Origin of the sequence: Pseudomonas sp. LH21 (assembly GCF_036549575.1) — a bacterium.
GTDB lineage: Bacteria > Pseudomonadota > Gammaproteobacteria > Pseudomonadales > Pseudomonadaceae > Aquipseudomonas > Aquipseudomonas peradeniyensis.
In genome coordinates, this window is sequence record NZ_CP144367.1 from 936,277 (window position 1) to 960,736 (window position 24,460).

Annotated in this window: 22 protein-coding genes; 13 read left to right on the forward strand and 9 right to left on the reverse strand. The window is 66.4% G+C overall.

Annotation, left to right across the window (positions count from 1 at the left end; translation table 11 throughout):
- Positions 1-122 precede the first annotated feature (122 nt).
- From fecA to VUG52_RS04460, 3 genes are all read right to left on the reverse strand, one after another.
- Positions 123-2,432, reverse strand: coding sequence for a TonB-dependent Fe(3+) dicitrate receptor FecA (gene fecA / locus VUG52_RS04450; protein WP_331832476.1), 2,310 nt, complete (start codon positions 2,430-2,432; stop codon positions 123-125).
- Positions 2,433-2,553: 121 nt separating this feature from the next.
- Positions 2,554-3,480 (reverse strand): FecR family protein, encoded by a 927-nt coding sequence (locus VUG52_RS04455; RefSeq protein ID WP_331832477.1) that lies wholly within the window; start codon positions 3,478-3,480, stop codon positions 2,554-2,556.
- A gap of 213 nt (positions 3,481-3,693) precedes the next feature.
- Positions 3,694-4,188: a sigma-70 family RNA polymerase sigma factor gene (locus VUG52_RS04460; protein WP_331832478.1), complete on the reverse strand. Its 495-nt coding sequence runs from the start codon at positions 4,186-4,188 to the stop codon at positions 3,694-3,696.
- Positions 4,189-4,367: 179 nt separating this feature from the next.
- On the opposite strand from VUG52_RS04460, the gene VUG52_RS04465 reads away from it, so the two are divergent.
- The 6 genes from VUG52_RS04465 to VUG52_RS04490 all read left to right on the forward strand — a co-directional run bounded on the left by VUG52_RS04465 (position 4,368) and on the right by VUG52_RS04490 (position 10,684).
- A complete protein-coding gene (locus VUG52_RS04465; RefSeq protein WP_050706848.1) occupies positions 4,368-4,673 on the forward strand; it encodes a DUF3649 domain-containing protein in 306 nt (101 codons plus the stop codon).
- Positions 4,670-6,232 carry a PepSY-associated TM helix domain-containing protein gene (locus tag VUG52_RS04470; RefSeq protein WP_050706847.1) on the forward strand — a complete coding sequence of 521 codons (1,563 nt, stop codon included), beginning with the start codon at positions 4,670-4,672 and terminating at the stop codon, positions 6,230-6,232. Before VUG52_RS04465 ends, VUG52_RS04470 begins: the two co-directional genes overlap by 4 nt.
- Entirely contained in the window at positions 6,232-6,558 is a 327-nt protein-coding gene (locus VUG52_RS04475; RefSeq protein WP_050706846.1) for a DUF3325 domain-containing protein, read from the forward strand. Before VUG52_RS04470 ends, VUG52_RS04475 begins: the two co-directional genes overlap by 1 nt.
- A 4-nt stretch (positions 6,559-6,562) precedes the next feature.
- Positions 6,563-7,114 (forward strand): RNA polymerase sigma factor, encoded by a 552-nt coding sequence (locus VUG52_RS04480; protein ID WP_050706845.1) that lies wholly within the window; start codon positions 6,563-6,565, stop codon positions 7,112-7,114.
- The gene (locus tag VUG52_RS04485) at positions 7,111-8,082 is read left to right on the forward strand and encodes a FecR family protein (RefSeq protein ID WP_050706844.1); all 972 of its coding nucleotides are present in this window, start codon (positions 7,111-7,113) and stop codon (positions 8,080-8,082) included. The genes VUG52_RS04480 and VUG52_RS04485 overlap by 4 nt, the downstream gene beginning before the upstream one ends.
- Positions 8,083-8,281: 199 nt before the next feature.
- Positions 8,282-10,684: a TonB-dependent siderophore receptor gene (locus VUG52_RS04490; RefSeq protein ID WP_050706843.1), complete on the forward strand. Its 2,403-nt coding sequence runs from the start codon at positions 8,282-8,284 to the stop codon at positions 10,682-10,684.
- Positions 10,685-10,968: 284 nt separating this feature from the next.
- Here VUG52_RS04490 and VUG52_RS04495 read toward each other — a convergent pair whose 3' ends face one another.
- Positions 10,969-11,844: an AraC family transcriptional regulator gene (locus tag VUG52_RS04495; protein ID WP_050706842.1), complete on the reverse strand. Its 876-nt coding sequence runs from the start codon at positions 11,842-11,844 to the stop codon at positions 10,969-10,971.
- Between the two features lie 222 nt (positions 11,845-12,066).
- On the opposite strand from VUG52_RS04495, the gene VUG52_RS04500 reads away from it, so the two are divergent.
- Positions 12,067-12,969 (forward strand): DMT family transporter, encoded by a 903-nt coding sequence (locus VUG52_RS04500; protein WP_050706841.1) that lies wholly within the window; start codon positions 12,067-12,069, stop codon positions 12,967-12,969.
- A 53-nt stretch (positions 12,970-13,022) separates the two neighbouring features.
- Here VUG52_RS04500 and VUG52_RS04505 read toward each other — a convergent pair whose 3' ends face one another.
- Positions 13,023-13,997: a 2-hydroxyacid dehydrogenase gene (locus tag VUG52_RS04505; protein ID WP_050706840.1), complete on the reverse strand. Its 975-nt coding sequence runs from the start codon at positions 13,995-13,997 to the stop codon at positions 13,023-13,025.
- A gap of 225 nt (positions 13,998-14,222) precedes the next feature.
- A complete protein-coding gene (locus VUG52_RS04510) occupies positions 14,223-15,170 on the reverse strand; it encodes a LysR family transcriptional regulator (RefSeq protein ID WP_028689548.1) in 948 nt (315 codons plus the stop codon).
- A gap of 180 nt (positions 15,171-15,350) precedes the next feature.
- Between VUG52_RS04510 and VUG52_RS04515 the strand changes: the two genes are divergently transcribed.
- Genes VUG52_RS04515 through VUG52_RS04530 form a run of 4 tightly spaced genes read left to right on the forward strand, consistent with a single transcriptional unit; the run spans position 15,351 to position 20,112 of the window.
- Entirely contained in the window at positions 15,351-16,877 is a 1,527-nt protein-coding gene (locus tag VUG52_RS04515; RefSeq protein ID WP_050704324.1) for an efflux transporter outer membrane subunit, read from the forward strand.
- Positions 16,874-19,051: an FUSC family protein gene (locus VUG52_RS04520; RefSeq protein ID WP_050704325.1), complete on the forward strand. Its 2,178-nt coding sequence runs from the start codon at positions 16,874-16,876 to the stop codon at positions 19,049-19,051. Before VUG52_RS04515 ends, VUG52_RS04520 begins: the two co-directional genes overlap by 4 nt.
- Positions 19,041-19,241 (forward strand): DUF1656 domain-containing protein, encoded by a 201-nt coding sequence (locus tag VUG52_RS04525; protein ID WP_028689551.1) that lies wholly within the window; start codon positions 19,041-19,043, stop codon positions 19,239-19,241. Before VUG52_RS04520 ends, VUG52_RS04525 begins: the two co-directional genes overlap by 11 nt.
- A gap of 10 nt (positions 19,242-19,251) precedes the next feature.
- Entirely contained in the window at positions 19,252-20,112 is an 861-nt protein-coding gene (locus VUG52_RS04530) for an efflux RND transporter periplasmic adaptor subunit (RefSeq protein WP_050704326.1), read from the forward strand.
- Between the two features lie 44 nt (positions 20,113-20,156).
- Here the strand turns inward: VUG52_RS04530 and VUG52_RS04535 are convergent, their stop codons facing one another.
- The 3 genes from VUG52_RS04535 to VUG52_RS04545 all read right to left on the reverse strand — a co-directional run bounded on the left by VUG52_RS04535 (position 20,157) and on the right by VUG52_RS04545 (position 21,533).
- The gene (locus tag VUG52_RS04535) at positions 20,157-20,654 is read right to left on the reverse strand and encodes a type II toxin-antitoxin system YhaV family toxin (protein ID WP_050704327.1); all 498 of its coding nucleotides are present in this window, start codon (positions 20,652-20,654) and stop codon (positions 20,157-20,159) included.
- On the reverse strand, positions 20,651-20,977 hold the full coding sequence (locus VUG52_RS04540; RefSeq protein ID WP_050704328.1) for a type II toxin-antitoxin system PrlF family antitoxin: 327 nt from the start codon (positions 20,975-20,977) through the stop codon (positions 20,651-20,653). The genes VUG52_RS04535 and VUG52_RS04540 overlap by 4 nt, the downstream gene beginning before the upstream one ends.
- 109 nt (positions 20,978-21,086) lie before the next feature.
- A complete protein-coding gene (locus VUG52_RS04545) occupies positions 21,087-21,533 on the reverse strand; it encodes a universal stress protein (protein WP_052896297.1) in 447 nt (148 codons plus the stop codon).
- Positions 21,534-21,774: 241 nt separating this feature from the next.
- Between VUG52_RS04545 and VUG52_RS04550 the strand changes: the two genes are divergently transcribed.
- Complete coding sequence (locus tag VUG52_RS04550) at positions 21,775-22,680, forward strand: LysR family transcriptional regulator (RefSeq protein WP_050704330.1); 906 nt, start codon at positions 21,775-21,777, stop codon at positions 22,678-22,680.
- A 215-nt stretch (positions 22,681-22,895) separates the two neighbouring features.
- A complete protein-coding gene (locus VUG52_RS04555) occupies positions 22,896-24,437 on the forward strand; it encodes an MFS transporter (RefSeq protein ID WP_050704331.1) in 1,542 nt (513 codons plus the stop codon).
- The last annotated feature ends 23 nt before the right edge of the window (positions 24,438-24,460 follow it).

Sequence of the window (24,460 nt, forward strand, 5' to 3'; positions counted from 1 at the left end):
AGGATTTCAGCTACGCAGCCAATATTGCCGGGGCCGCTTCGCGGCCCTTTCCGGCCGGTCCGACGCCTCGGCAAGGCCGCTCCTACAGAGGGAACGGCGTCATCCACCTCTGCCCTAGGCCGTCAGAACGCTACCGACGTCTGCACATACAACGTCCGCGGCTCACCCACGTACTTGCCCTTGTTGTTGTCGTCGAACGAGCGGGTGTAGTACTCGCGGTTGAACAGGTTCTTCACCCCCACCGCCACCTTCAGGTTCGAAAGCGCAGGGCCGAAGTCATAGCCGGCGCGGGTGCTGACCAGCATGTAGCCGGGGATGCGCCCGGTGCTGCCGTCGGCGCTCTCGCTGGCGGTGTTGGCGTTGTCGGCGTACTGGCTGCTCTGGAAGCTGCTGTCCAGGTTCAACTGCCACGGGCCTTCGGTGTAGCCGATCCCCAGCGTGCCCTTGTGGCGGGACGAGAACGGTACCTGGTTGCCCTTGTTCGGGCCGTCCTCGCGGATGCTGGCATCGACGAAGGCGTAGCCGGCGTGCACGTCGAAGCCGGCCAGGGCCGGGCTCAGGCCGTCGAGGGCGTAGCGCACGCTGGTCTCGATGCCCTGGTGGCGGGTTTCGCCGCGGGCGATCACCGAGTCGTTGGTCTGGTTGCTTTCGTACTGGTTGTCGAAGTTGATCAGGAAGGCGCCGATCTCGGCCTGCAGGTCGCCATTGTCGTAGCGGGTGCCGACTTCCCAGGTGCGCGCCTTCTCCGGCTTCACTTCGCCGCTGCTGACACGGTTGGGCATCTGGCTGTACTGCACGCTGCCGAACGAGCCTTCGGTATTGGCGTAGAGGTTCCAATTGTCGGTGAGGTGGTACATCACGTTCAGGGCCGGCAGGGCGGTGTTGTAGCTGCCCTGGTACTGCTGGCCGTTGAGCTTGTTGCTCTGCTCGGAGTCGATCATCTCGTAGCGGATGCCCGGGGTGATGGTCCAGCGGCCGATGTCGATGCGATCATCCAGGTAGATGGCGTGGGCTTCGGTGCTGCCGCGGGTGTCGCGGTCGTTGCGGCTGGCGGTGGTCGGCAGGGCGCCGTTGACCGGCTCGCGGTAGCGCAGTTCATGCCCGGCCTCGTTGACGTAGCGGTAGCCGATGCCCAGTTCGTGCCAGCTGTCGCCCAAGGCCAGGCCCTGCGAGAAGCGGGTCTCGATGCCGCGTACCCAGTACTCGCGTGGCGACATCGAGACGAAGCTGCCCTGGTCGAGGTAGCCGCTGCGCAGGGTCTTGGTGAAGAAGCTGTTGACGCTGAACTGGCGGTTGTCCTGCTTGTAGTCGTAGCCCATGTTGAACAGGGTGCGGCGGCCCCAGAACTTGTCTTTGAGGCGGGTCGACTGGTACGGGTCGGCGTCGAAGGCGGCGGTGCTCAGGCCGCCGGGCATCTCGGCTTCGCCCTCGTAGTACTGGGCCATGGCGTGCAGGCTGTTGGCGTCGTCCAGTTGCAGCTTGCCCTTGAGCATCAGGTCGTCGATCTGCGTATTGCTGTGCTCGCGCCAGTCGCTGCCCCGGGTGCCGGAGTAGAGCAGGGCGCCGCCGAGGCCGTTGGCATTGGTGCCACCGATCAGCAGGTTGGCGCTGTTCTTCAGGCCATCCTGGCTGGACGACGGGCTGATCTGGTTCTGCATCGCTGCCTTGAAGGTGGCTTCTTCAGGGATGGCGCGGGTGACGAAGTTGACGATGCCGCCGACGTTCTGCGGCCCGTAGCGCACCGCGCCGCCGCCGCGCACCACGTCCACGGCGTCCATGTTGCCCAGGCTGATCGGCGCCAGCGACAGCTGCGGCTGGCCGTAGGGCGCGAAGGGCACCGGAATGCCGTCCATCAGCACGGTGGAGCGCGAGGCCAGGCGTGGGTTCAGGCCACGGATGCCGAAGTTCAGCGCCAGGTCGTGGCTGCCGGTACCGTTGTTCTCCGGAGCGTTGACGCCGGGAATGCGGTTGAGCACTTCGCGGGCGCTGCTGGCGCCGCTGCGTTCGAATTCCTCGCGGCGCACCACGTCGCGGGCGCCTGGGTGCTCGAAGACGTTGTCCTGGCGGGCCTCGGCCAGCCAGTCGCCGACCACGGTCGAGGCGCCCAGCTCGACCGGGGCATTGCTGCCCGTGGCCGGCAGCGGTTGCAGGCTGTAGGCGTTGTCGGTCTCCAGGCGCGCCTGCAGGCCAGTGCCGCGCAGCAGGGCATCGAGCCCCTGGCCGACCTCGTACTGGCCTTCCAGGCCGGGGCTGCTCAGGCCCTGGGTGAGGCCCGGGCTGAACGAGATCAGCGCGCCACTTTCGCGACCGAACTGGTTCAGGGCCTGTTCCAGTGTGCCAGGAGCGATGTGATAGCCGCGGGGTTCGCCGGCCAGGGCGAGCGGGGCGGCGAGGATCAGGGCGTAGGCGAGGGGACTGAGGCGCAGGGGCATGTGACGGAGGTCCTGTGACAAGGGGGTCTGTCTTCTCTGTCACGCGAGGTTCGGGAAATGGCTCAACAGAAATGAAATAAATTTGGGTTGGAGTCGGGATTCGTGGAAGCGGGCTTGCCTCTCAGCCCGTTGACGCCGCCTCGAGCGACACCCAGTACCGGGTGAACCGTCGCACCTTCACCGGCAGCGTCACTTCCAGCATCTCCAGGATCCGCTCACTGTCTGCCAGCGGATACGATCCGGAAATCCGTAAATCCGCCACCCGCTCGCTGCATCCCAACTGCCCGAGTCGATACCGCGACAGCTCGGCGAGAAAGTCAGCCAGGCGCATCTGTGACACCACCAACATACCTTCCACCCACGCCGCCCGGTTGGGGTCCAGCGGTGCGACCGCCTGCCAGCCGCCACGGGCGAAGCGCGCCTGGTGCCCGGCCAGCAGCGGTGTGCCGGCCACGCTGGCGCTGCCGCTGAACACCGATACCAGGCTGTAACTGTCGAACTGACGGACGTCGAAGCGTCCGCTGTGCAGATGCAGCTCGCCCTGGGCCGTGGCCAGGCGCAGTGGCCGTGGATCGTTGCTCACCTCGAGCAGCAGCTCGCCTTCCTGCAAGCGCACCAGGCGCTGCTGGCCGTCGAAGCGCACGTCGGCGGCGCTGCGGGTGTTCAGGTGCAACTGGCTGCCGTCGTCGAGGGTCAGACGGCGGCGCTGGCCGACCGGACTGCGGTAGTCGGCCGTCAGTCCTGGTAGCGGATTGTGTTGTTGCAGGCCGAGCCCGGCGGCACTGGCCACCCCTACCAGCAGTAGCGCCTTGAGGGCGCGACGCCTGCCTGGCGACGGCGGCGCCTGCAGGGTGGCGTGGACCACCGGAGCGGTGACGCCACGCAGGCGCTGGTTGACCTGCTGGATATGGGCCCAGGCCCGCTGATGTTCGCTGTCGGCCTGCAGCCAGCGCTCCAGGGCCTGGTGTTGGTCGAAGTCGTCGCTCTGCGACTCGATCAGCCAGTGCACCGCCTGTTCGGCGATTTGCGAGGAAAAGGCTGCGTTCACAGGGGCAGCCCTTTCAGCGTATTGAGAATTGGCGTCCGGTTTGGATTTGCCGGGGCTGCTTTGCAGCCCTTTCGCGGCACAAGGCCGCTCCTACAGGCGACCGCGCCCCCTGTAGGAGCGGCCTTGTGCCGCGAAAGGGTCGCAAAGCGACCCCAGCAATCTCGAATTGGATCAGTCATATCTCAAACATCGCAAAACCTTGAAAGGCAGGATTCACAGGGCGAAATAGCAGCGCAAGGCCGCCTTGTGCAGGTAGCGCTTGACCGTCGCCAGGGAAATGCGCAGCTCGCGGGCGATCTCGCCCTGGCCCAGGCCATCGACCTGGGCCAGCAGGAAGGCGCGCTTGACCAGCGGCGGCAGGCTATCTAGCAGGCGGTCGAGTTCGAGCAAGGTATCGAGGATGATGGCTTTGTCTTCCTCGCTGGGGGCCACCTGCTCGGGCAGTTGGGCCAGGGCCTCGAGATAGGCGCGCTCCAGTTCCTGGCGGCGGAAGTGGTTGCACAGCACACGCTTGGCCACGGTGGTGAGGAAGGCACGGGGTTCGATCAGCTGCGGCGTCTCGCGGGCCTGCAGCAGGCGCAGGTAGGTGTCCTGGGCCAGGTCGGCGGCACTCTGCGGGCAGCCCAGGCGCCGTCGCAGCCAGCCGGTCAGCCAACCGAGATGGGCGTGGTAGAGGCCTTCGACGGTGGAAGAGAGGGCACTGGACACCGATACGACTCCGGCGCCGCAAAGCGCAACTGGAAGTAAGAATTGTTCGCATTGTATTCATGCCGTCGGTGTTCGGCAATCGCTGCCGACGCAAGGCAGGCGTACCGCTGGTGCCGGCATGCTTTGCTTATGAGAATTGAAATCATTAGTATTGCAGCCCCATTTCCCGGACCCTCGCCATGAAGAGTAAAGCCGCCGGCCTTCCCCTGAGCTACCGCCTGGCCGTGACCTCACGCAGCCTGGCCGCGTTGCTGGGCGGTTACCTGCTGGCGTCGATGGCCAGTGTCTGCATCACCCTGCTTGCGCCGATGACCCAGGCCGACGCGACGATGACCGGGATGATGCTGTCGTTCCTCTTCTACCTGATCGCCTTCATCTGGTGCTTCGCCTGCCGCAGCGCCTGGCGCGCCTGGTTGGGCATGCTGCTGCCAAGCCTGGCGCTGGGGCTGATCAACGCACTGGCCTACTGGATGAACCTGCCATGAAAGAAGGCTTCCGCCAGGCCATGGCCTGGCTGCACACCTGGACCGGCCTGATCTTCGGCTGGCTGCTGTTCGCCATCTTCCTTACCGGGACGCTGTCGTACTTCAAGGAAGAAATCAGCCACTGGACCCAGCCCGAGGTGCAGAGCCATCCGCTCGACCCGGTGAGCAGTCTTGGCCTTGCCCAGCGATACCTGGAATCCAATGCCGGCCACGCCAGCACCTGGTTCATCCGCCTGCCCAGCGAGCGCGAGGCGGCGCTGAGCGTCAGCTGGCGCGACCCGAACGGCGGCGGGCGCCGGGGTTTCACCGACAAGGAACTCGACGCCCGCACCGGCGAGGCGGTCGAGGCCCGTGACAGCCGTGGCGGCGAGTTCTTCTACCGCTTCCACTTCCAGTTGCAGATGCCCCACCCCTGGGGTCGCTGGCTGTCGACCTTCTGCGCCTTCATCATGCTGCTGGGGCTGGTCACCGGGATCATCACCCATAAGAAGATCTTCAAGGAGTTCTTCACCTTCCGCCCGGGCAAGGGCCAGCGCTCCTGGCTCGATGGCCACAACGCCATCGGCGTGCTGGTGCTGCCGTTCCACCTGATGATCAGCTACAGCAGTCTGGTGATCTTCATGTACATGGTCATGCCGGCCAGCATCCTGGCCAGCTACGGCGACAGCAGCGGCTATTTCAACGATGTGTTCGGCCGCGACGAAGTCCCCAAGGCGGCGGCCCAGGCCGCGCCGCTGGCGCCACTGACCGAACTGTACGCCAAGGTCCAGGAACAGGCGCCGGGGGCGCGCATGGGCTACATCCAGGTGCACAATCCCGGCGACCGCAACGCCCGGGTCACCTTCACCCGCGCCTCGGCCGACAGCGTCGCCTACCAGCGCAGCGCCATCTGGACCTTCGATGGCGTCAGCGGCGAGCTGCTGCGTCGCGGCGCGCCGGAAAGCGCGGCGATGACCACCTCCTTCACCTTCGTCGGCCTGCACATGGGCAATTTCGCCGGGCCCTGGCTGCGCTGGCTGTACTTCGCCTTCGGCGTGGCCGGCACAGCGGTGATCGGCACGGGGCTGGTGATGTGGCTGGGCAAGCGCCAGCTCAAGCATGCCAAGAGCGAGCGCATGCCCGGCGAGCTGCGCCTGGTCGAAGTGCTGAACATCGCCAGCATGAGCGGCCTGTTGCTGGGCGTGGCGGCGTTCTTCTGGGCCAATCGCCTGCTGCCTACGGCCATGGATGGGCGGGCCGACTGGGAGATCAATGCTTTCTTCCTGGCCTGGGGCGCCTCATTGCTCCACGCCATGTTGCGCAGCGGGCGCCGTGCCTGGGGCGAACAACTGACCCTGGGGGCGCTGGCGTTCGTCGTGCTGCCGCTGCTCAACGCGCTGATCACCGACAAGGGCCTGGATCACTCCATCGCCGCGGGTGACTGGGCGATGGCCGGTTTCGACCTGACGGCGCTGGCCACTGGCCTGTTCCTGGCCTGGGCTGCCGGCAAGATGCTGCGTGCGCCCAAGGCGGTCGCCAAGCGTGCGCCACGTGCCGCCAAGACCGTGGAGGCGAGCTGATGCTGGGGATCGCGCTGATGGGCTTCGCCGGTTTCGCCGGCCTGTGCCTGGCCATGGAAAAGCATTTCAACGACCTGCTCGGGCGCAAGCCCACGGGCCGGCAACTACGAGCCTTGAAGGTCGCGGGCTGGGCCTTGCTGCTGCTGTCGTTGATCCTTGCCGTGCACGGGCGCGGCTGGGCCCTGGGCCTGGTGGAATGGATCGCCTTGCTGATGGCCGGGGTTACGTTGTGGGTGTTCGGCCTGCCGTACCAGCCGCGCCTGCTGCTCGGGGCGGCGCTCGCCAGCCTGGTGCTCGGGCCACTGCTGGCCGTGTTGGCGGTCTAGGCCCTTGAGCGACTCCGAGGCTGGCGGCGGTCGGGCGCGTTTTGTCCAGGTATTCCTGGCCCAGCGCGCGCGCATGGAGGCGCTGGTCAGCCGGCGCGTCGGCTGCCGCGCCACGGCGTCGGACCTGGTCCAGGACCTGTTCCTGCGCTTCTGGCGGCGCCCCGAGGTGAAGGTCGAGGCGCTCGACACCTACCTGCTGCGCAGCGCCAGCAACCTGGCCATCGACTACCTGCGCAGCGAAGGCAGCCGCGACCGGGCCGCCGAAGGCCTGCACGACCCCGATGAGCCGCAGGGCAGCCAGGCCCCCGAGCAGGCCCTGGAGGTCGACCACGACCTGCAGCGTATCGAGATGGCCCTGCGGGCTTTGCCCGAGCGCACGCGGCAGATCTTCCTGCTCAACCGCATCCATGGCTGCACCTACGGCGAGATCGCCAAGGCCATGCAGTTGTCCCAGAGCGCGGTGGAAAAGCATATGATGCGCGCCCTCGAAGCGTGCAAGGCGAGCGTCGCCGAACCCGCGTCCCCACTGCGCCGGCCAGGGAGCGCCCGTCGATGAGTCTTGAACAGCCGATCACTGCCGCACAGTCCCAGGCCGCCCTGCGCTGGCTGGGGCGCATCCAGCAGCAGCCGGCGCAAGCCGAGGGCGCGGCGTTCAAGCGCTGGTTGCTGGAGAGCCCGGCCCATCGCCAGGCCTATGTCGAGGCCCAGGCGCTGTGGCGCCTCAGCGAAGCACCGGCGGCGCGGCTGGCACTCGAGGAGCGAGAGGGCCTGCAACAATATCTGGACGCCATGCGCCGACCCGCGCGCAAGCGGCCGTGGCGCGGCCTGGCGGTGGCAGCGTGTCTTGTGCTGGCGCTGGGATGCGCGGCGGGCTGGCAGCCGCAGTTCTGGCTGCAGGACCTGCGTGCCGACTACACCAGCGGCGCGCAGGTGCGGCAGGTGACCTTGGCCGATCATTCGCGGCTGACCCTGGATGCCGGCACTGCCGTGGCGGTGGATTTTGCCCAGGGCGAACGGCGCGTGCGGTTGCTGCGCGGCGCCGCGTTCTTCGAGGTGACCCATACCGGCGAGCAGTTCCTGGTAGATGCCCAGGGCGGTGAAGTGCGAGTGCTGGGGACCCAGTTCGAGGTGCGCGGGCAGGGCGATGGCGCCCAGGTCACCGTGCGCAGCGGGCGGGTGGCGGTGACGCCGGCCCAAGGACAGGCGGCCCGCGAGCTGACGGCCAACCAGCAACTGGCCTATGCCGGCGGCGTGGCCGGCGGGGTCGAGGCGGTGGACAGCGACAGCCGCCTGGCCTGGCGCCAGGGCTGGCTGAACTATTACCAGGTGCCGTTGGCGCAGGTGATCGAGGACCTGGGGCGTTACTACCCCGGGCGGATCCTGTTGCTCGACGGGGAGCTGGGGCAGCGCAGGGTCAGTGGCAGTTTCCCGGTGGCGGAACCACTAGCGGCGCTGGATTCGCTGGGCAAGGTGATGGGCTTCTCGCGGCAGACGGTGCTGGGTCGGCTGACCGTCTTGCGTTGACCTGTTCCGACGCCATCGCGGGGCAAGCCCGCTCCCACGAGGCTTGCGCGGTCCCTGTAGGAGCGGGCTTGTCCCGCGAAGACGTCGGTAAAGCAAAAATTTTTCGATCAGGTGATGAGGTATCCCCCCACGGCATCCGTGTAGTGAGTGGAAGTGCGATTCATTCGCAAACGATCATCCCTCTCACAGGTCCGCGTCCATGAAGTTCACCCCGCGTTGCGTCCCGCTCTGGTTCGGCCTCTGCTCCCTGCCCGCTATCGCCATCGTGCCCCAGGCCCTGGCCGCGCAGCAGAGCCAGGTCTACAGCTTCGCCCAGCCAAGCCAGCCGCTGGCCCAGGCACTCAACGCCTTCAGCCGCGCGACCGGGCAGAGCGTGGTCTACACCCTGGCCCTGCCGGATGTGCAGGCCCCGGCACTCAACGGCACCTTCGACGCCGACCAGGCGCTGCAGCAGTTGCTCGGCAACTCGGGCCTGGCCTGGCGCCGGATCGATGCCCGCACCCTGACCCTGGAGCCGCTCGACACCTCCGGCGCGCTGAACCTGCAGGCCACCACCATCAACTCACAGCTGGATGACTACAGCTATCAGCCGCCGGACAGTGCCTCGATCATGCGCGGCCAGGGCGCGACGCTGGACATCCCCCAGGCCGTCAACGTGGTCCCGGCCCAGGTGATCCGCGACCAGGCGCCGCGCAACCTGGACGATGCGCTGTACAACGTCAGCGGCATCACCCAGGGCAACAACTTCGGCGGCACCGCCGACACCGTGATGAAGCGCGGCTTCGGTGACAACCGCGACGGCTCGATCATGCGCGACGGCATGCCGATCGTGCAGGGCCGCGCCCTCAACGCCAGTACCGAGCGGGTCGAGGTGCTCAAGGGGCCGGCGTCGCTGCTGTATGGCATCCAGGACCCGGGTGGGGTGATCAACGTGGTCAGCAAGCGCCCGCAATTGCAGCAGTACAACGCCCTGACCCTGCGGGGCTCGACCTACGGCAGCGGCAAGAACGGCAGCGGCGGCGGCCTGGACAGCACCGGGGCGCTGGGTGACAGCAACCTGGCCTACCGCCTGATCGTCGATCACGAGGACGAGGACTACTGGCGCAACTACGGGGTGCACCGCGAGTCGCTGGTGGCGCCGTCGCTGGCCTGGTACGGCGAGGACACCCAGGTGGTGCTGGCCTATGAGCACCGCGAGTTTCTCTACCCGTTCGACCGTGGCACCGCCTTTGGCAGTGACGGCCACCCGTTGAACATTCCCGCCACCCGCCGCCTCGACGAGCCGTTCAACGATATGGAGGGTCGCTCCGACCTGTACCGCCTGGAGGTCGATCATCGCCTGGCCGACGACTGGAAACTGCACTTCGGCTACAGCTTCAACCGCGAGACCTACGACGCCAGCCAGGTCCGCGTGACCGGCGTGGATGAAAGCAAGGGCACGCTGTCACGCAGCATCGATGGCACCCAGGGCGCCCTGAGCCGCGACCAGTTCGCCACCCTCAGCCTCAACGGCAGCGTTGAGCTGGCGGGCATGCGCCACGACCTGGTGGTCGGTGTCGACCACGAGGACCGCAAGGTCTACCGCGCCGACCTGATCCGCCAGAACAGCCGCTCGACCTTCAGCTACCTGAACCCGGTCTATGGCCGCGAAGTGGAAGGCACCAGCGTGCGCGCCAGCGACAGCGACCAGACCGACAAGCTGCGCACCGATTCGCTGTTCCTGCAGGACGCCTGGCACCTGGACGAGCACTGGATCCTGGTGGCCGGCGGGCGCTTCCAGCAATACGACCAGTACGCCGGTCGCGGCCGGCCGTTCAACGTCAACACCGACACCAGCGACCAGACCTGGGTGCCCCATGCGGGCGTGGTGTACAAGGTCGATGACCAGTTGTCGTTCTATGGCAGCTACAGCGAGTCGTTCAAGCCCAACTCGACCATCGCCCCGCTGAGCATCGGCGGTGGTCGCACCCTGACCCTGGACTCAGGCATCGCGCCGGAGGAGGGCAAGTCCTGGGAAATCGGGGCCAAGCTCGATGTGCCGGGGGCGCTGACGGGTACCCTGGCGTTGTTCGACATCACCAAGCGCAACGTGCTGGTGGCCGACGGCGACACCCTGCCGGGCACCATTCTCTACAGCAACGCGGGCGAAGTGCGCTCACGGGGCGTCGAGCTGGACCTGACCGGCCAGCTCAGCGAGCGCTGGAGCCTGATCGGCGCCTACGCCTTCACCGACGCCGAGGTGACCAAGGACCCGCAGCTCAAGGGCAATCGCCTGCAGAACGTCGCCCGGCACAGTGGTTCGCTGTCGGCGGTGTATGACTATGGCAGCTTGTTCGGCGGTGATCGCCTGAGGCTGGGGGCCGGTGCGCGCTATGTGGGTGAACGTGCGGGGAACGCCACCAATGACTTCGACCTGCCGGCGTACACGGTGGCGGATGCCTTTGCCAGCTATGAAACGAAACTGGACGAGCACAAGGTGCGGTTGCAGCTGAACGTGAAGAACCTGTTCGACAAGGTGTATTACAGCTCGGCGGTGAACCGGTATTTCGTCGCGGTGGGGGATGCGCGGCAGGTGAGCTTGTCGAGCACCTTGGAGTTCTAGATCGCCGGGACCGCTTTGCGGTCCTTTCGCGGCACGAGGCCGCTCCTACAGAGGTACGCGGTCTCCTGTAGGAGATCACACAGCCTTCCGGGCTGCGCTGTCGCGCAGGGAACAAGGTTCCAGCGTGGGAGCGGGCTTGCCCGCGATCACCGGCGAAGCCGGTGCCAAACGCCGCATCGCGGGGCAAGCCCGCTCCCACGCTGCCCCAGTCAAATCAAAGAATTATGTTTTGCTCCATGAGAGCGGCCTCGTGCCGCGAACGGGCCGCAAAGCGGCCCCAGTATTCAACTGGCGAACGCCGCCCGATACGCCCCCGGCGTCGCCCCCAGCGCCTGCCTGAACCGGTTGCTGAAATGACTGGCACTGGCAAACCCGCACAGCAACGCCACCTCGCCCAAAGGCAACGTGCCCATGCGCAGCAACCGGCACGCCCGCTGCAGCCGCCGGGCCAGCAGGTACTGATGCGGCGGCAGTCCAAAGCTCGCCCGGAACATCCGCGCGAAGTGGTACTCGGACAGGTTGCAGCGCAGCGCCAGCTCCCCCAAGGTCAGCGGTTGGTCGAGGTTGGCCTCGATATAGTCCACCAGTTGCCGGCGCTGGTGCGGTGCCAGTCCGCCCTTGAGCTTGAGGCCCTGGCGCAGGCCGACCTGGTTGAGCACGGCGTGGTCGATGATGTCGTGGGCCAGGCTGCTGGCCAGCAGGCGTTCGCCGGGCTCGGCCCAGTCCAGGCCGATCAGCTCGCGAAAGCGTCGGGCCTGCTGCGGGTCGTCGAGGAAGGTCGCCTCGCGCAGTTGCATCTCCCGCGGCTCGCGGTCCAGCAGGCGGGTGCAGCCGAGGGCGAACTGTTCCTCGCTGATGTACAGGTGGGCCAGGCGGATCGAGCCGTTGATTATCCAGTTCGACTCATGGCCGGCGGGCATCACGCACAGCTTGTCCGGCGCGCCGCGATCACTGGGGCGCTGGCGGCGGAAGGTGCCGGTGCCGTCGGCGATGTAGCACGACAGTGTGTGATGGCTGGGCGCCTGGTAGTCGCGGGCATCGTCGCGGTTGCTCCACAAGGCCGCCGCCAGCCCGTCGCCCAGCTGCGCGCTCAGCTCCAGCCGGGCGTGGGGCGAGGCGTTCAGGACGTTGAAGACCTGCAGGTGATCGAGTGGGGGCATGGGCGGTTCCTCTGCTGGCCATCGTACTGCGCCGGCGCCGGGATGGCAGCTAGCCGGGGAGGAAAAGCGCAAGTTTATGCAAGCGCCGAACAGCGATGGCGCAAGAAACTGGGCTCATGGGGTTTTCATCGCGGGGCAAGCCCGCTCCCACCGAGGTCGCAATGCGCCCTGTGGGAGCAGCTTGCCCCGCGATAGGCCTGATACCTGTCGAGGGAGTCCATCATGAACCTGTCGCTCTACCTGCTCACCGTCCTGATCTGGGGCACCACCTGGATCGCCCTGAAACTGCAGCTGGGCGAGGTTGCCATCCCGGTGTCGATCGTCTACCGCTTCGCCTTGGCCGGGCTGATCCTGTTCGCCTTCCTGCTGCTCACCCGCCGCCTGCAACCGATGAACCGGCGTGGTCACCTGGTATGCCTGGCCCAGGGCTTGTGCCTGTTCTGCGTCAATTTCATGTGCTTCCTTACCGCCAGCCAGTGGGTTGCCACCGGCCTGATCGCCGTGGTGTTCTCCACCGCCACCTTGTGGAACGCCATCAACGCCCGGATCTTCTTCGGCCAGAAGATCGCCGCCAATGTGCTCGGTGGCGGCGCCTTGGGCCTGCTCGGTCTGGGACTGCTGTTCTGGCCGGAACTCTCGCACCACGCCGCCAGCCGCGAGACCTTGTACGGCCTGGGATTGGGCCTGCTCGGCACGCTGTGCTTCTCGGCCGGCAACATGCTGTCCAGCGTGCAGCAGAAGGCCGGGCTCAAGCCGATGACCACCAATGCCTGGGGCATGCTCTATGGCGCCTCGATGCTGGCGGCGTACTGCCTGGTCAAGGGCATCCCCTTCGACATGGAATGGAACGCCCGCTACATCGGCTCGCTGCTGTACCTGGTGATCCCGGGTTCGGTTATCGCCTTCACCGCCTACCTGACCCTGGTCGGACGCATGGGGCCGGAGCGGGCAGCCTATTGCACCGTGCTGTTCCCGCTGGTGGCGTTGAATGTGTCGGCATTCGCCGAGGGCTACCAATGGACGGCGCCGGCGTTGCTGGGCCTGGTAGCGGTAATGGCGGGGAATGTGCTGGTGTTCCGCAAGCCGAAATCCAGGCCGGTCGAAGGCGTGCTGGCAGTCAAGTAACCTTGTCCCATCGCGGTACCCCGCGACAGGTTAGGTAACTCGGGCTGAAAAGCTCAGCCCTTCCACACCTGCGGATTCACCAGGTCCCGCGGCCGCTCACCCAGCAACGCCGCCCGCAGGTTGTCCAGCGCACGGTTGGCCATGGCCTCGCGGGTCTCGGCGGTGGCCGAGCCGATGTGCGGCAGGGTCAGGGCGTTGGGCAGCTTGAACAGCGGCGAATCGGCGAGCGGCTCCTTTTCGTACACATCCAGCCCGGCGCCGCGAATGGTGCCATTGCGCAGTGCCTCGACCAGCGCCGCCTCATCCACTACAGGTCCCCGGGCGATATTGACCAGGAACGCGCTGGGCTTCATCAGTTGCAGCTCGCGGGCGCCGATCAGCTTGCGGGTTGCCTCGGACAGCGGCACCACCAGGCAGACGAAATCGGCTTCGCCCAGCAATGCGTCCAGGCTGCGGAACTGCGCGCCCAGTTCCTGTTCCAGCGCGGTCTTGCGACTGTTGCCGGTGTACAGCACCTGCATGTTGAAACCGAAGCGGCCACGACGGGCGATGGCCGCGCCGATGTTGCCCATGCCGACGATACCCAGCGTCTTGCCGTGCACATCGCAGCCGAACTGCGCCGGGCCGACGGTGGCCTGCCAGTGGCCGGCCTTGGTCCAGGCATCCAGCTCGGCGGTGCGCCGAGCGCAGCCCATGATCAGGGCAAAGCCCAGGTCGGCGGTGCTTTCGGTGAGCACGTCGGGGGTGTTGGTCAGGGCGATGCCGCGCTCGTTGAAGTAGTCCAGGTCGTAGTTGTCGTAGCCGACCGAGACGCTGGACACCACCTCCAGCTTGCCCGCGCCTTCGAGCTGCGCGCGGCCGAGCTTGCGACCGACCCCGATCAGGCCGTGGGCCTCGGGCAGGGCCTCGTTGAACTGGGCGCTGATGTCGCCGCGTTTCGGGTTCGGCACGATCACGTTGAAGTCTTGTTGCAGGCGTTCGGCCATGGCTGGCGTGATGCGGCTGAAGGCCAGGACGGTCTTTTTCATCGGGCTGCTTCTCTGCAAGGCGTGAGGTGGAGCCGGGCAGAAGAGCGGGGCCGCTGTGCGGCCCTTTCGCGGCACAAGGCCGCTCCTACAGGTACCGCGTAACCCTGTAGGAGCGGCCTTGTGCCGCGATGGAGGGCGAAGCCCTCCCATGACCCTGTCTGCCAGACGCTGGAATCAATGGTTAGCAACCTACCATTGTCCTTACCCCCAATGCAGCCGCTTTTTTCAGTTGGCGATCAGCAGCTCATGGGTCTTCAGGTCGGCCTCATGGGCGGCAAGAATCTCCGGCAGCGAATTGCGCAGGTACTCGACCCAGGTCTTGATCTTGGCATCCAGGTACTGGCGCGACGGGTAGATCGCGTACAGGTTCAGCTCCTGCAGGCGGTACTCCGGCATGATCCGCACCAGGCTGCCATCGCGCAGGCCGTCGATGGCCGAATAGATCGGCAGCACGCCCACGCCCATGCCGCTGCGGATCGCGGTCTTCATCGCGTCCGCCGAGTTGACCTGGAACGGCGAGGTGGTGATGTTGACCATCTCCTGGCCTTCCGGCCCGTCGAACAGCCACTTCTCCAGCGGGATCACCGGGCTGACCATGCGCAGGCAGGCATGCTTGAGCAGGTCGGCCGGCTTGTGCGCGCTGCCGTGACGGGCCACGTACTCGGGCGAGGCGCAGACGATGCTGTAGGTGATGCCCAGGCGCTGGGAGACGAAGCCCGAGTCCGGCAGCTCGCTGGCCAGCACGATGGACACGTCGTAGCCCTCGTCCAGCAGGTCGGGCACGCGGTTGGCCATGGTCAGGTCGAAGGTCACGTCCGGGTGCGACTCGCGGTAGCGGGCGATGGCGTCGACCACGAAGTGCTGGCCGACGCCGGTCATCGAATGCACCTTCAACTGCCCCGCGGGGCGGGCGTGGGCGTCGCTGGCCTCGGCCTCGGCTTCTTCCACGTAGGTAAGAATCTGTTCGCAGCGCATCAGGTAGCGCTTGCCAGCCTCGGTCAGCGCGATGCGCCGGGTGGTGCGGTTGAGCAGGCGGGTTTGCAGATGGGCTTCCAGGTTGGAGACCGCCCGCGACACGTTCGCGGTGGTCGTATCCAGTTGCGCCGCGGCAGCGGTGAAGCTGCCGAGCTGGGCCACGCAACTGAAAGCACGCATGTTTTGCAGGGTGTCCATGGGTCACTCTCGGTTTAGAGGACAAAATTGTGACATGAAGTTGCGGAATTTCGCTTCCGACTAAAGCCGGATTATCGCTGTTTTGGTAACAAAGATTCGCAGGAATATGCGCTTATCGCCAATGAAACCCGCCCCTAGAATTGCCCGGCCCCTCCACCTCTTCCTCGGGAAATCGCAGCTGTGCCGCGTCGCCACATCAGAGCGCTCCATGCGTTCAGTGCCTGTGCCCTTTGTCTCACCTTGAGCGGCTGTATCGGAACCTGGGGCATCGCCCCGCAAAGCAAGACCCTCCAAGCCAACCAACTGACCACCGACGCCGCGATCCGCGAGGCCGCGCGCGACGCCCACTGGCCGGCCCAGCAATGGTGGCGCGCCTACGGCGACCCGCAGCTGGACGCCTGGATCGCCCAGGCCCTGGCCGGCAGTCCGAGCATGGCCATGGCCGCCGCCCGGGTGCGGGAAGCCAAGGCCATGGCCGGCGTGGTCGAGTCGGCGGAAAAACTGCAGGCCAACGGCAACGCCACCCTCAAGCGCCACAACTGGCCCGAGGATCAGTTCTACGGCCCGGGCGCGCTGTCCGGCGCCAACACCTGGGACAACAATGCCGCCATCGGTTTCAGCTACGCCCTGGACCTGTGGGGCCGCGAGCGCAATGCCAGCGAGCAGGCCGTGGACCAGGCGCACATGAGCGTCGCCGAGGCGCGCCAGGCTCAGCTGGAGCTGGAGAACAACGTGGTGCGCGCCTATATCCAGCTCAGCCTGCACTACGCCCGGCGCGATATCGTCCAGGCCGAGCTTGCGCAGCAGGAGCAGATCCTCGCCCTGGCCAAGCGCCGCCTCGACGGTGGCATCGGCACCCATTTCGAGGTCAGCCAGGCCGAGGCGCCGCTGCCGGAAACCCACCGCCAGATCGACAGCCTCAACGAGGAGATCGCCCTGACCCGCAACCAGCTGGCCGCCCTGGCCGGCAAGGGACCGGGGGAGGGCGCGAAGCTGCAACGCCCGACCCTGACCCTCGGCGCGCCGCTGAAACTGCCGTCGAACCTGCCCGCCGAATTGGTCGGCCAGCGCCCCGACGTGGTCGCCAGTCGCTGGCAGGTGGCGGCCCAGGCCCGTGGCATCGACGTGGCCCACGCCGGCTTCTTCCCCAACGTCGACCTGGTCGGCGGCCTTGGCTTCATGGCCACCGGTGGCGGCCCGCTGGAGTTCCTCACCGGGCGCAAGTTCAACTACAACGTGGGGCCGGCCATCAGCCTGCCGATCTTCGACGGCGGTCGCCTGCGCTCGCAGCTGGGCGTGGCCTCGGCCGGCTATGACGTGGCCGTGGCGCGCTACAACCAGACGGTGATCGGCGCGCTGAAGAACATCTCAGACCAACTGATCCGCCGCGAGTCGATGAAGGAGCAGGCGCATTTCGCCGCCGAATCGGTGGCCGCCGCGCAGAAGACCTACGACATCGCCACCGTCGCTTTCCAGCGTGGCCTGACCGATTACCTCAACGTGCTCAACGCCCAGACCCTGCTGTTCCGCCAGCAACAGGTGCAGCAGCAGGTGCAGGCCGCGCGCCTGACCGCCCATGCCGAGCTGGTCACCGCCCTGGGCGGCGGCCTGGAGGCGGGCAAGGATGTGCCTGATCAAGAACGCCAGGCCGCCCCGAAAACGCCGGCCACCCTGGCCATCTTCGACCAGCCGGACCACGCCGAATGAGCACATCGAGCTTGCCCCTGCGCTGGCTGCGGAGCCTGGAGTGGCGCCGGGGCTTCTTCGCCTGGTCGCGCACCGACGGGGTCACCTGGGTCTACATCTTCAAGGTGCTGGCCGCCGCGTTCATCACCCTGTGGCTGGCCATGCGCCTGGAGCTGCCGCAGCCGCGCACGGCGATGATCACCGTGTTCATCGTCATGCAGCCGCAGAGCGGCCATGTGTTCGCCAAGAGCTTCTACCGGGTGCTCGGCACCCTGGCCGGCTCGGCGATGATGGTCGCGCTGATAGCGATCTTCCCGCAGAACACCGAGCTGTTCCTGCCCAGCCTGGCGCTGTGGGTCGGCTTGTGCTCGGCGGGGGCCATGCGCTACCGCACCTTCCGCGCCTATGGCTTCGTGCTGGCCGGCTACACGGCGGCGATGATCGGCCTGCCGGTGCTGCAGCACCCTGACCAGGCGTTCATGGCGGCGGTGTGGCGGGTGCTGGAGATCGCCCTGGGGATTCTGGTCTCGACTTTCGTCAGCGCCGCGATCCTGCCGCAGTCGGCCAGTGCCGCCATGCGCAACGCCCTGTACCAGCGCTTCGGCGTGTTCGCCGGGGTGGTGGTCGAGGCCCTGCGCGGCGACAGCCAGCGCGACCGCTTCGAGACCAGCAACGTGCGCTTCGTCGCCGAGGCGGTGGGCCTGGAGAGCCTGCGCAACGTCACCGCCTTCGAAGACCCGCACATGCGCCGACGCTCCGGCCGCCTGGTGCGGATGAACAGCGAGTTCATGGCCATCACCACGCGCTTCAATGCCTTGCACCGGTTGCTGGAGCGACTGCGCGCCCGTGGCCCGTTGCAGATCGTCGGCGCCATCGAGCCCGGCCTGGACACCCTGGCCGAGCTGCTGCAGCCCTATGTCGGTCGGGCTCTGACCGACGCCGATGCCTTGCGCCTGGCACTGGAGCTGGGCACCTACAAGGAAGGCCTGCAGGCCCAGGTGCGTGGCCTTCGCGCCGAGTACCTGGAGACCAACCCGAGCGAATCCGACCTGCTCGACTTCCATACCGCCTTCGAGCTGCTCTACCGCTTCGTCGACGAGATGTACAGCTACGCCGAGACCCACGCCTCGCTGGCCGTGCACAAGCACGAACGCGAACAGTGGGACGAACCCTACGTGGCCCAGACCAGCTGGCTGGTATCGCTGGCCGCCGGCGTGCGCGCCTCGGCGGTGCTGCTGTTGCTGGGCAGCTACTGGCTGCTCAGTGACTGGCCCAGCGGCGCCATGATGACCTTGATCGCCACGGTCACCGTGGGCCTGTCGGCGGCCTCGCCGAACCCCAAGCGCATGTCGTTCCAGATGGCCTGCGGCACGGCGATCGGCGCCTTCGTCGGGTTCTTCGAGACCTTCTTCGTGTTCCCCTGGATCGACGGTTTTGCGCTGCTGTGCATGGTGTTGGCGCCGGTGTTCGTGCTTGGCGCGTTCCTCGCCTCGCGCCCGGCCTATGCCGGTTATGGCCTGGGCCTGCTAGTGTTCTTCGCCATCGGTTCGGTGCCGAACAACCTGACCATTTATGACCCCTATACCTTCATCAACGACTACATCGGCATGGTCATCGGCATGTTCGTCTGCGCCGCAGCCGGGGCGATCATCCTGCCGCCCAACAGCCGCTGGCTGTGGAGCCGCCTGGAGCAGGAGCTGCGCGAGCAGGTGCTGTTCGCCATCGGCGGGCGCCTGCGCGGGTTGGGCTCGGCGTTCGAGAGCCGCACCCGCGACCTGCTGCACCAGGCCTATGGCCTGGCCGCCGGCAAGCCGCAGGTGCAGAGCGAGCTGATGGGCTGGATGTTCACCGTACTGGAGGTTGGCCACGCCATCATTGAGCTGCGCAAGGAGCAGGATCGCGCGCCGATCCACCCGGCGTACGCCGAGTCGCAGCCCTGGCGCCAGGCCATCCGCGTGATGGGCCGGGCGCTGGCGCGGTTGTTCCTGCAACCCAGCGCCAGCAACCACGAGCGCGCCCTGGTGGCGGTGGACCACGCCATCAGCCGCGTGCAGGCCACCGACGAACCCTTCGCCCGGCACTTCGACACCTCGGTGCTGCGCCGGGCGCAGAGCTACCTGCACTTCATCCGTTCCTCCCTGCTCGACCCACAGTCGCCGCTGGCCCCGGCGAAAGGATTGCACCATGCCCCGTGAGATCGCCTTCCATGGCGTGTACATGCCCACCATGACCTTGATGTTCCTGTTCGCCCTGGGCCTGGCCTGGGGCCTGGACCGGTTCATCGCAAGCGTTGATGGCTATCGCTTCTTCTGGCACCCGGCGCTGCTGCGCCTGTCGCTGTTCGTCTGCCTGTTCGGCGCCCTGGCGCTGTCGCTCTACTGGTGAGAATCCTGCAATGAAAAAGTTCTTCAGCCTGATCGCCACCCTGCTGGTGCTGGCCGCTGCCGTGGCGATCGGCCGTCAGTTGTGGCTGCACTACATGACCACGCCGTGGACCCGCGACGGCCGGGTGCGCGCCGACATCATCAACGTTGCCGCCGATGTGCCGGGCTATGTGGTGGACGTGCCGGTCAAGGACAACCAGCGGGTGAAGAAGGGCGACGTGCTGATCCGCATCGACCCCGAGCACTATCAGCTGGCGGTGGACCAGGCCAAGGCGCTGGTGGCCTCGCGCAAGGCCACCTGGGAAATGCGCAAGGTGAATGCCAAGCGCCGAGCCGACCTGGACAACCTGGTGATCTCGAAAGAGAACCGCGACGACGCCAGCAACATCGCCGATTCGGCGCTGGCCGACTACCAGCACGCCCAGGCCCAGCTGGCGGCCGCCGAGCTGAACCTCAAGCGCACGCAGATCGTCGCCACCGTCGATGGCTATGTGACCAACCTGAACATCCATAAGGGCGATTACGCCCGCACCGGCGAGGCGGTGATGGCGGTTGTGGATGAGCAGTCGTTCTGGGTGTACGGCTTCTTCGAGGAGACCAAGCTGCCCCATGTGAAGGTGGGCGATGTTGCCGAGCTGCAGATGATGAGCGGCGAGCGGATCAAAGGGCATGTGGAGAGCATTGCCCGTGGCATCTACGACCGTGACAACCCGCAGAGCCGTGAGCTGATCGCCGACGTGAACCCGACCTTCAACTGGGTGCGTTTGGCGCAGCGGGTGCCGGTGCGGATCCATATCGATGAAGTGCCGGACGGGTTCCTGCTGGCGGCGGGGACGACCTGTACGGTGGTGGTCAAGCCGAGCGAGGACTGATCGGGTTACTGCGCTGGCTCCATCGCTGGATTGGCGGGCAGGTGTCAGCGCTTGAGGGTGGCGTTGAATCGAGCTGTTGCCGCGGTCGCTTCCTGCAACAGCTGGTCCCAGTCATCAGGAGGGTGTCCGCTGCCCAGCATGCGACGGAACACTTTGTAGGCATCGTCACTGCTTTCGTAAGCGCGCTTGCTGTCGTCATCGTTCACCCACGCCAACACGATGATCTTGCTGGAGGCGTGATAGCGATAAAACAAGCGGTATTGCTGAAAGAACTTTGCGCGAAACCAGTGCTTGTGTTCCGCGCCCAGTGTGCCGCCCATTCGATGGTCAGGGTTGCCAGGCGCCTGGGCAATGACGTCGAAGGCCAAGCGTCTGACGGCCTTCAATCGTTTTGCCGCATTTTTCTTTACGTAGCCGACCGGATCCTTCTTCTGAAGCACTTCGACTTCATCGATGAGTGCCTCCAGCTTGTCGAGAAAGAGGGGGTGGGCGAACACGCTCCAGCCATGCACGCAAAGAGGTTTGCGCCTCGTTTCAGTCATTCATCGTCCGCCGAGAGAGGTTGATCGAGATCGATTTCAACGTCGCCCACCAGTGCATCCAGGCGAGCGACGAGCTCTGCATCGACAACCTTCAATCGTTGCGGATTGGTGGCGATATCCCGGGCCAGGAAATCCAGGAACTGCCCTACGGCGGGGTCTTCCTCGGCTGTCTCTGCGCGGGTCAGTATCACCGCTCCGTCAGGGCGGATCGAGTAGTGAATCTTGTCACGCTTTTTCAGGCCCAAGGCACGGCGAACGGTTTCGGGGACCGTGGTCTGGTAACGCTCGGTCAGGGTCGACTCGGCTTCGAAGGTAGTGGCCATGATCGTAGGTCCGCGAGGGGTAGTATCAAGCAAGGTAATGCGAGTGCATTACCTGGTCAATGCAATTGCATTACCTCGTGTGTACTGCCTGATCAACGGCTATTCGGGCTCAGGCAGCCCCGACCAGCACGGGCACCTGCACCCGGTCGATGACCTTGGCACTGATCGAGGGGTCCAACAGCCTTCCGACCCGTGACAGGTGGCGGTGGCCGATGATGATCAGCTCGCATTCAAGCTCCCGGGCCTTGGCGACGATCACCTCCACCGGCTGGCCGGCGACCATGCAGCCCAGGCTGTCGAACCCGGCTTCGCGCAGGGTGCCCACGGCGCTGTTCACGGCGTGCTCGGCCAGTTGCTGTTCGTCGCAGGCGGCGGGGTATTCTTCCAACTCTTCCTCGGTGTAGGCCGCACGGTGGTCGTGCACGGCAAAGGTAGCGTCGATGGCCAGCAGCACGTGCAGGGTGTGTTCGCCCGGGCGGCAGTAACGACGGGCGAGGTCGAGCAGGGCGTGGCTGGCGGGGGAGGCGTCGATGGCGATCAGGACCGGGCGGGGCATGGGGGTTCCTTGCAGGGTGGTGACATTTGTAGAAACCTAATCTCCCCATCGCGGGGCAAGCCCGCTCCCACGAACCTTGTGTGGCTGGCGTGGGAGCGGGCTTGGCCCGCGATCGGGCCGGTACAGGCTGAAGCATTGACCGGCCGGGATAAATGGCCCTTCACGCACGGTGCCATTGCGCCTGACGCAATCCACCAACCTGATACCATCGCGTTTCCCACAGCTGTCACGGAAAACGGCCATGCAACTCCCGGACATGAATCTGCTCGTCGCCCTCGACGCCCTGCTTGACGAAGGCAGCGTGGTCGGCGCCGCCCAGCGCATGAACCTGAGCCCGGCGGCCATGAGCCGCACGCTGGGGCGCATCCGCGAGGCCATGGGCGACCCGATCCTGGTGCGCGCCGGCCGTGGCCTGGTACCGACGCCCCGGGCGCTGGCCCTGCGCGACCAGGTACGAGCGCTGGTGGAACAGGCCGGTCTGGTGTTTCGCAGTGGCGACGAGGTCGACCTGCCGAACCTCGACCGGGCCTTCAATATCCGCACCAACGACCTGTTCATCGCCCTGTATGGCGCGCGCCTGCTGCACATGATGCTCGAGCAGGCGCCGAACACCGTGCTGCGCTTCGTCCCCGAGCACCAGGGCGACGACGACCTGGTGCTGCGCCACGGACAGATCGACCTGGTGGTCAGTTCGAGCATCGACATGGGGCCGGAGATCAAGGTGCAGAGCCTGTTCGACACCTGGTTCGTCGGGCTGGCGCGGGCCGACCACCCGATCTTCGACGCCGAGATCACCCCGCAGCGCTTTGCCCGCTATCCGCAGATCAGCGTGTCGCGACGCGGACGGGCCAATGGGCCGATCGACGTGGAACTGGGCGCCCATGGCGTGCAGCGCAGGGTGGCGCTGATCACGCCGAGTTTCCATTCGGCGATGTTCTCGTTGCCGGAGTCGGACCTGATCCTGCCGATGCCGGCGAACATCCTCGGCAGCGTGACCAAGTTCGGCCTGCCGCTGCGCTCGTTCGAGATCCCGGTGCCGCTGGAGCGGGTGCGGGTGATGCAGGCCTGGCATCCGCGTTTCGACAACGACCCGGCGCATCGCTGGTTGCGCCAGACCATGCGCGCCTGCTGCGCGGGGGAGCCTTGATATTGGCGGCGCCTTCTTCGCGGGTAAACCCGCTCCCACAGGATCCAAGTGCAGCAATGAACCTGTAGGAGCGGGTTTACCCGCGAAGAAAGCGCCGCCGATTCCGGTGGATTGCGTCTGACGCAACATAAACCTGCCAACAAGTCAGTTTTCGTCAGCATTCGACCTTCATAGACTTGCTCCAGCCCTGAATTTGTTGCTGGAGATGTCTATCCATGAGTTCCCTGACCGCGCCCTCCGCCGCGCTGGCCGCTGCCCCCGCACCGGCCGCCCCCGCGCAGACGGCGTTCGGCCTGCGGGTGGTGGTCGGGCTGTTCGGCGTGTTGCTGGCGGTGCTGTGCGCCGGGCTCAACGAGGCGGTGACCAAGATTTCCCTGAGCGACATTCGTGGCGCCATGGGCATCGGCGCCGACGAAGGTGCCTGGCTGCTGGCGGTCTATGCCGCCGCCTCGGTCTCGGCCATGGCCTTCGCGCCCTGGCTGGCCACCACCTTCTCGTTGCGCCGCTTCACCATGAGCGCCGTCGGCGTGTTCGCCGTGCTCGGCCTGATTCAACCCTTCGCGCCCAACCTGCACAGCCTGATGCTGCTGCGCGTGCTGCAGGGCTTCGCCTCGGGCGCCTTGCCACCGATGCTGATGAGCGTGGCGCTGCGTTTCCTGCCGCCGGGCATCAAGGTCTACGGCCTGGCCTGCTACGCCCTGACCGCCACCTTCGGGCCGAACCTCGGCACGCCGTTGGCGGGCCTGTGGACCGAATACGTCGGCTGGCAGTGGGCGTTCTGGCAGATCATCCTGCCCTCGCTGCTGGCGATCGCCTGCGTCGGCTGGGGCCTGCCCCAGGATCCGCTGCGCCTCGAGCGTTTCAGGCAACTGGACTGGCGCGGCGTGCTGCTCGGCCTGCCGGCGATCAGTTGCATCGTCCTCGGGCTGTCGCTGGGCGACCGCTGGGGCTGGTTCGACTCGCCGCAGATCTGCTGGCTGCTCGGCGGTGGCGTGTTGCTGCTGGTGCTGTTCATGTTCAACGAATGGTCCGAGCCGCTGCCGTTCTTCCAGTTGCGCATGCTCACGCGGCGCAACCTGAGCTTCGCCCTGGTGACCCTGGCCGGGGTGCTGATCGTGCTTTCGGGGGTGGGCAGCATTCCGTCCGCCTACCTGGCGCAGATCCAGGGCTATCGCCCGGCGCAGACCAGCCCGTTGATGATGCTGGTGGCCATGCCGCAGCTGATCGCCCTACCGTTGACCGCGGCGCTGTGCAACATCCGCGCGGTGGACTGCCGCTGGGTGCTGGCGACGGGCCTGGCCATGCTGGCGGTTTCGTGCGTGGGCAGCAGCCTGCTGACCTCGCAGTGGATCCGCGGCGATTTCTATCCGTTCTACCTGCTGCAGGTGTTCGGTCAGCCCATGGCGGTGCTGCCGCTGCTGATGCTTTCCACCAATGGCATGACCCCGCAGGAAGGCCCGTTCGCCTCTGCCTGGTTCAACACGGTCAAGGGCCTGTCGGCGGTGATCGCCGGCGGCCTGCTCGATGCCCTGGGCACCGTGCGCCGGCATTTTCACTCCAATCACCTGGTCGACAGCCTGGGCAACGCGCCACTGATCGACGACAACACCACTGGCTTGGCCAAGCGCATCCATGAACAGGCCCTGGTACTGACCTCGGCCGACCTGTACCTGGTGATGGCGGGCATCGCCGTCGCCCTGATCTGCCTGATCCCCTTCGTGCCTACCCGGATCTTCCCGCCGCGTGCGGTGGCCTGAATCCGTGGATGAATCCGAGACCT

What these genes read in the sequence shown, in the direction of transcription:
- fecA (WP_331832476.1), bottom strand. Translation starts at nt 2,432, where the DNA reads ATGCCCCTGCGCCTCAGTCCCCTCGCCTACGCCCTGATCCTCGCCGCC.
- VUG52_RS04465 (WP_050706848.1), top strand. Translation starts at nt 4,368, where the DNA reads ATGAAGAGTAAAGCCGCCGGCCTTCCCCTGAGCTACCGCCTGGCCGTG.
- VUG52_RS04470 (WP_050706847.1), top strand. Translation starts at nt 4,670, where the DNA reads ATGAAAGAAGGCTTCCGCCAGGCCATGGCCTGGCTGCACACCTGGACC.
- VUG52_RS04475 (WP_050706846.1), top strand. Translation starts at nt 6,232, where the DNA reads ATGCTGGGGATCGCGCTGATGGGCTTCGCCGGTTTCGCCGGCCTGTGC.
- VUG52_RS04485 (WP_050706844.1), top strand. Translation starts at nt 7,111, where the DNA reads ATGAGTCTTGAACAGCCGATCACTGCCGCACAGTCCCAGGCCGCCCTG.
- VUG52_RS04490 (WP_050706843.1), top strand. Translation starts at nt 8,282, where the DNA reads ATGAAGTTCACCCCGCGTTGCGTCCCGCTCTGGTTCGGCCTCTGCTCC.
- VUG52_RS04495 (WP_050706842.1), bottom strand. Translation starts at nt 11,844, where the DNA reads ATGCCCCCACTCGATCACCTGCAGGTCTTCAACGTCCTGAACGCCTCG.
- VUG52_RS04500 (WP_050706841.1), top strand. Translation starts at nt 12,067, where the DNA reads ATGAACCTGTCGCTCTACCTGCTCACCGTCCTGATCTGGGGCACCACC.
- VUG52_RS04505 (WP_050706840.1), bottom strand. Translation starts at nt 13,997, where the DNA reads ATGAAAAAGACCGTCCTGGCCTTCAGCCGCATCACGCCAGCCATGGCC.
- VUG52_RS04510 (WP_028689548.1), bottom strand. Translation starts at nt 15,170, where the DNA reads ATGGACACCCTGCAAAACATGCGTGCTTTCAGTTGCGTGGCCCAGCTC.
- VUG52_RS04520 (WP_050704325.1), top strand. Translation starts at nt 16,874, where the DNA reads ATGAGCACATCGAGCTTGCCCCTGCGCTGGCTGCGGAGCCTGGAGTGG.
- VUG52_RS04525 (WP_028689551.1), top strand. Translation starts at nt 19,041, where the DNA reads ATGCCCCGTGAGATCGCCTTCCATGGCGTGTACATGCCCACCATGACC.
- VUG52_RS04530 (WP_050704326.1), top strand. Translation starts at nt 19,252, where the DNA reads ATGAAAAAGTTCTTCAGCCTGATCGCCACCCTGCTGGTGCTGGCCGCT.
- VUG52_RS04535 (WP_050704327.1), bottom strand. Translation starts at nt 20,654, where the DNA reads ATGACTGAAACGAGGCGCAAACCTCTTTGCGTGCATGGCTGGAGCGTG.
- VUG52_RS04540 (WP_050704328.1), bottom strand. Translation starts at nt 20,977, where the DNA reads ATGGCCACTACCTTCGAAGCCGAGTCGACCCTGACCGAGCGTTACCAG.
- VUG52_RS04545 (WP_052896297.1), bottom strand. Translation starts at nt 21,533, where the DNA reads ATGCCCCGCCCGGTCCTGATCGCCATCGACGCCTCCCCCGCCAGCCAC.
- VUG52_RS04550 (WP_050704330.1), top strand. Translation starts at nt 21,775, where the DNA reads ATGCAACTCCCGGACATGAATCTGCTCGTCGCCCTCGACGCCCTGCTT.
- VUG52_RS04555 (WP_050704331.1), top strand. Translation starts at nt 22,896, where the DNA reads ATGAGTTCCCTGACCGCGCCCTCCGCCGCGCTGGCCGCTGCCCCCGCA.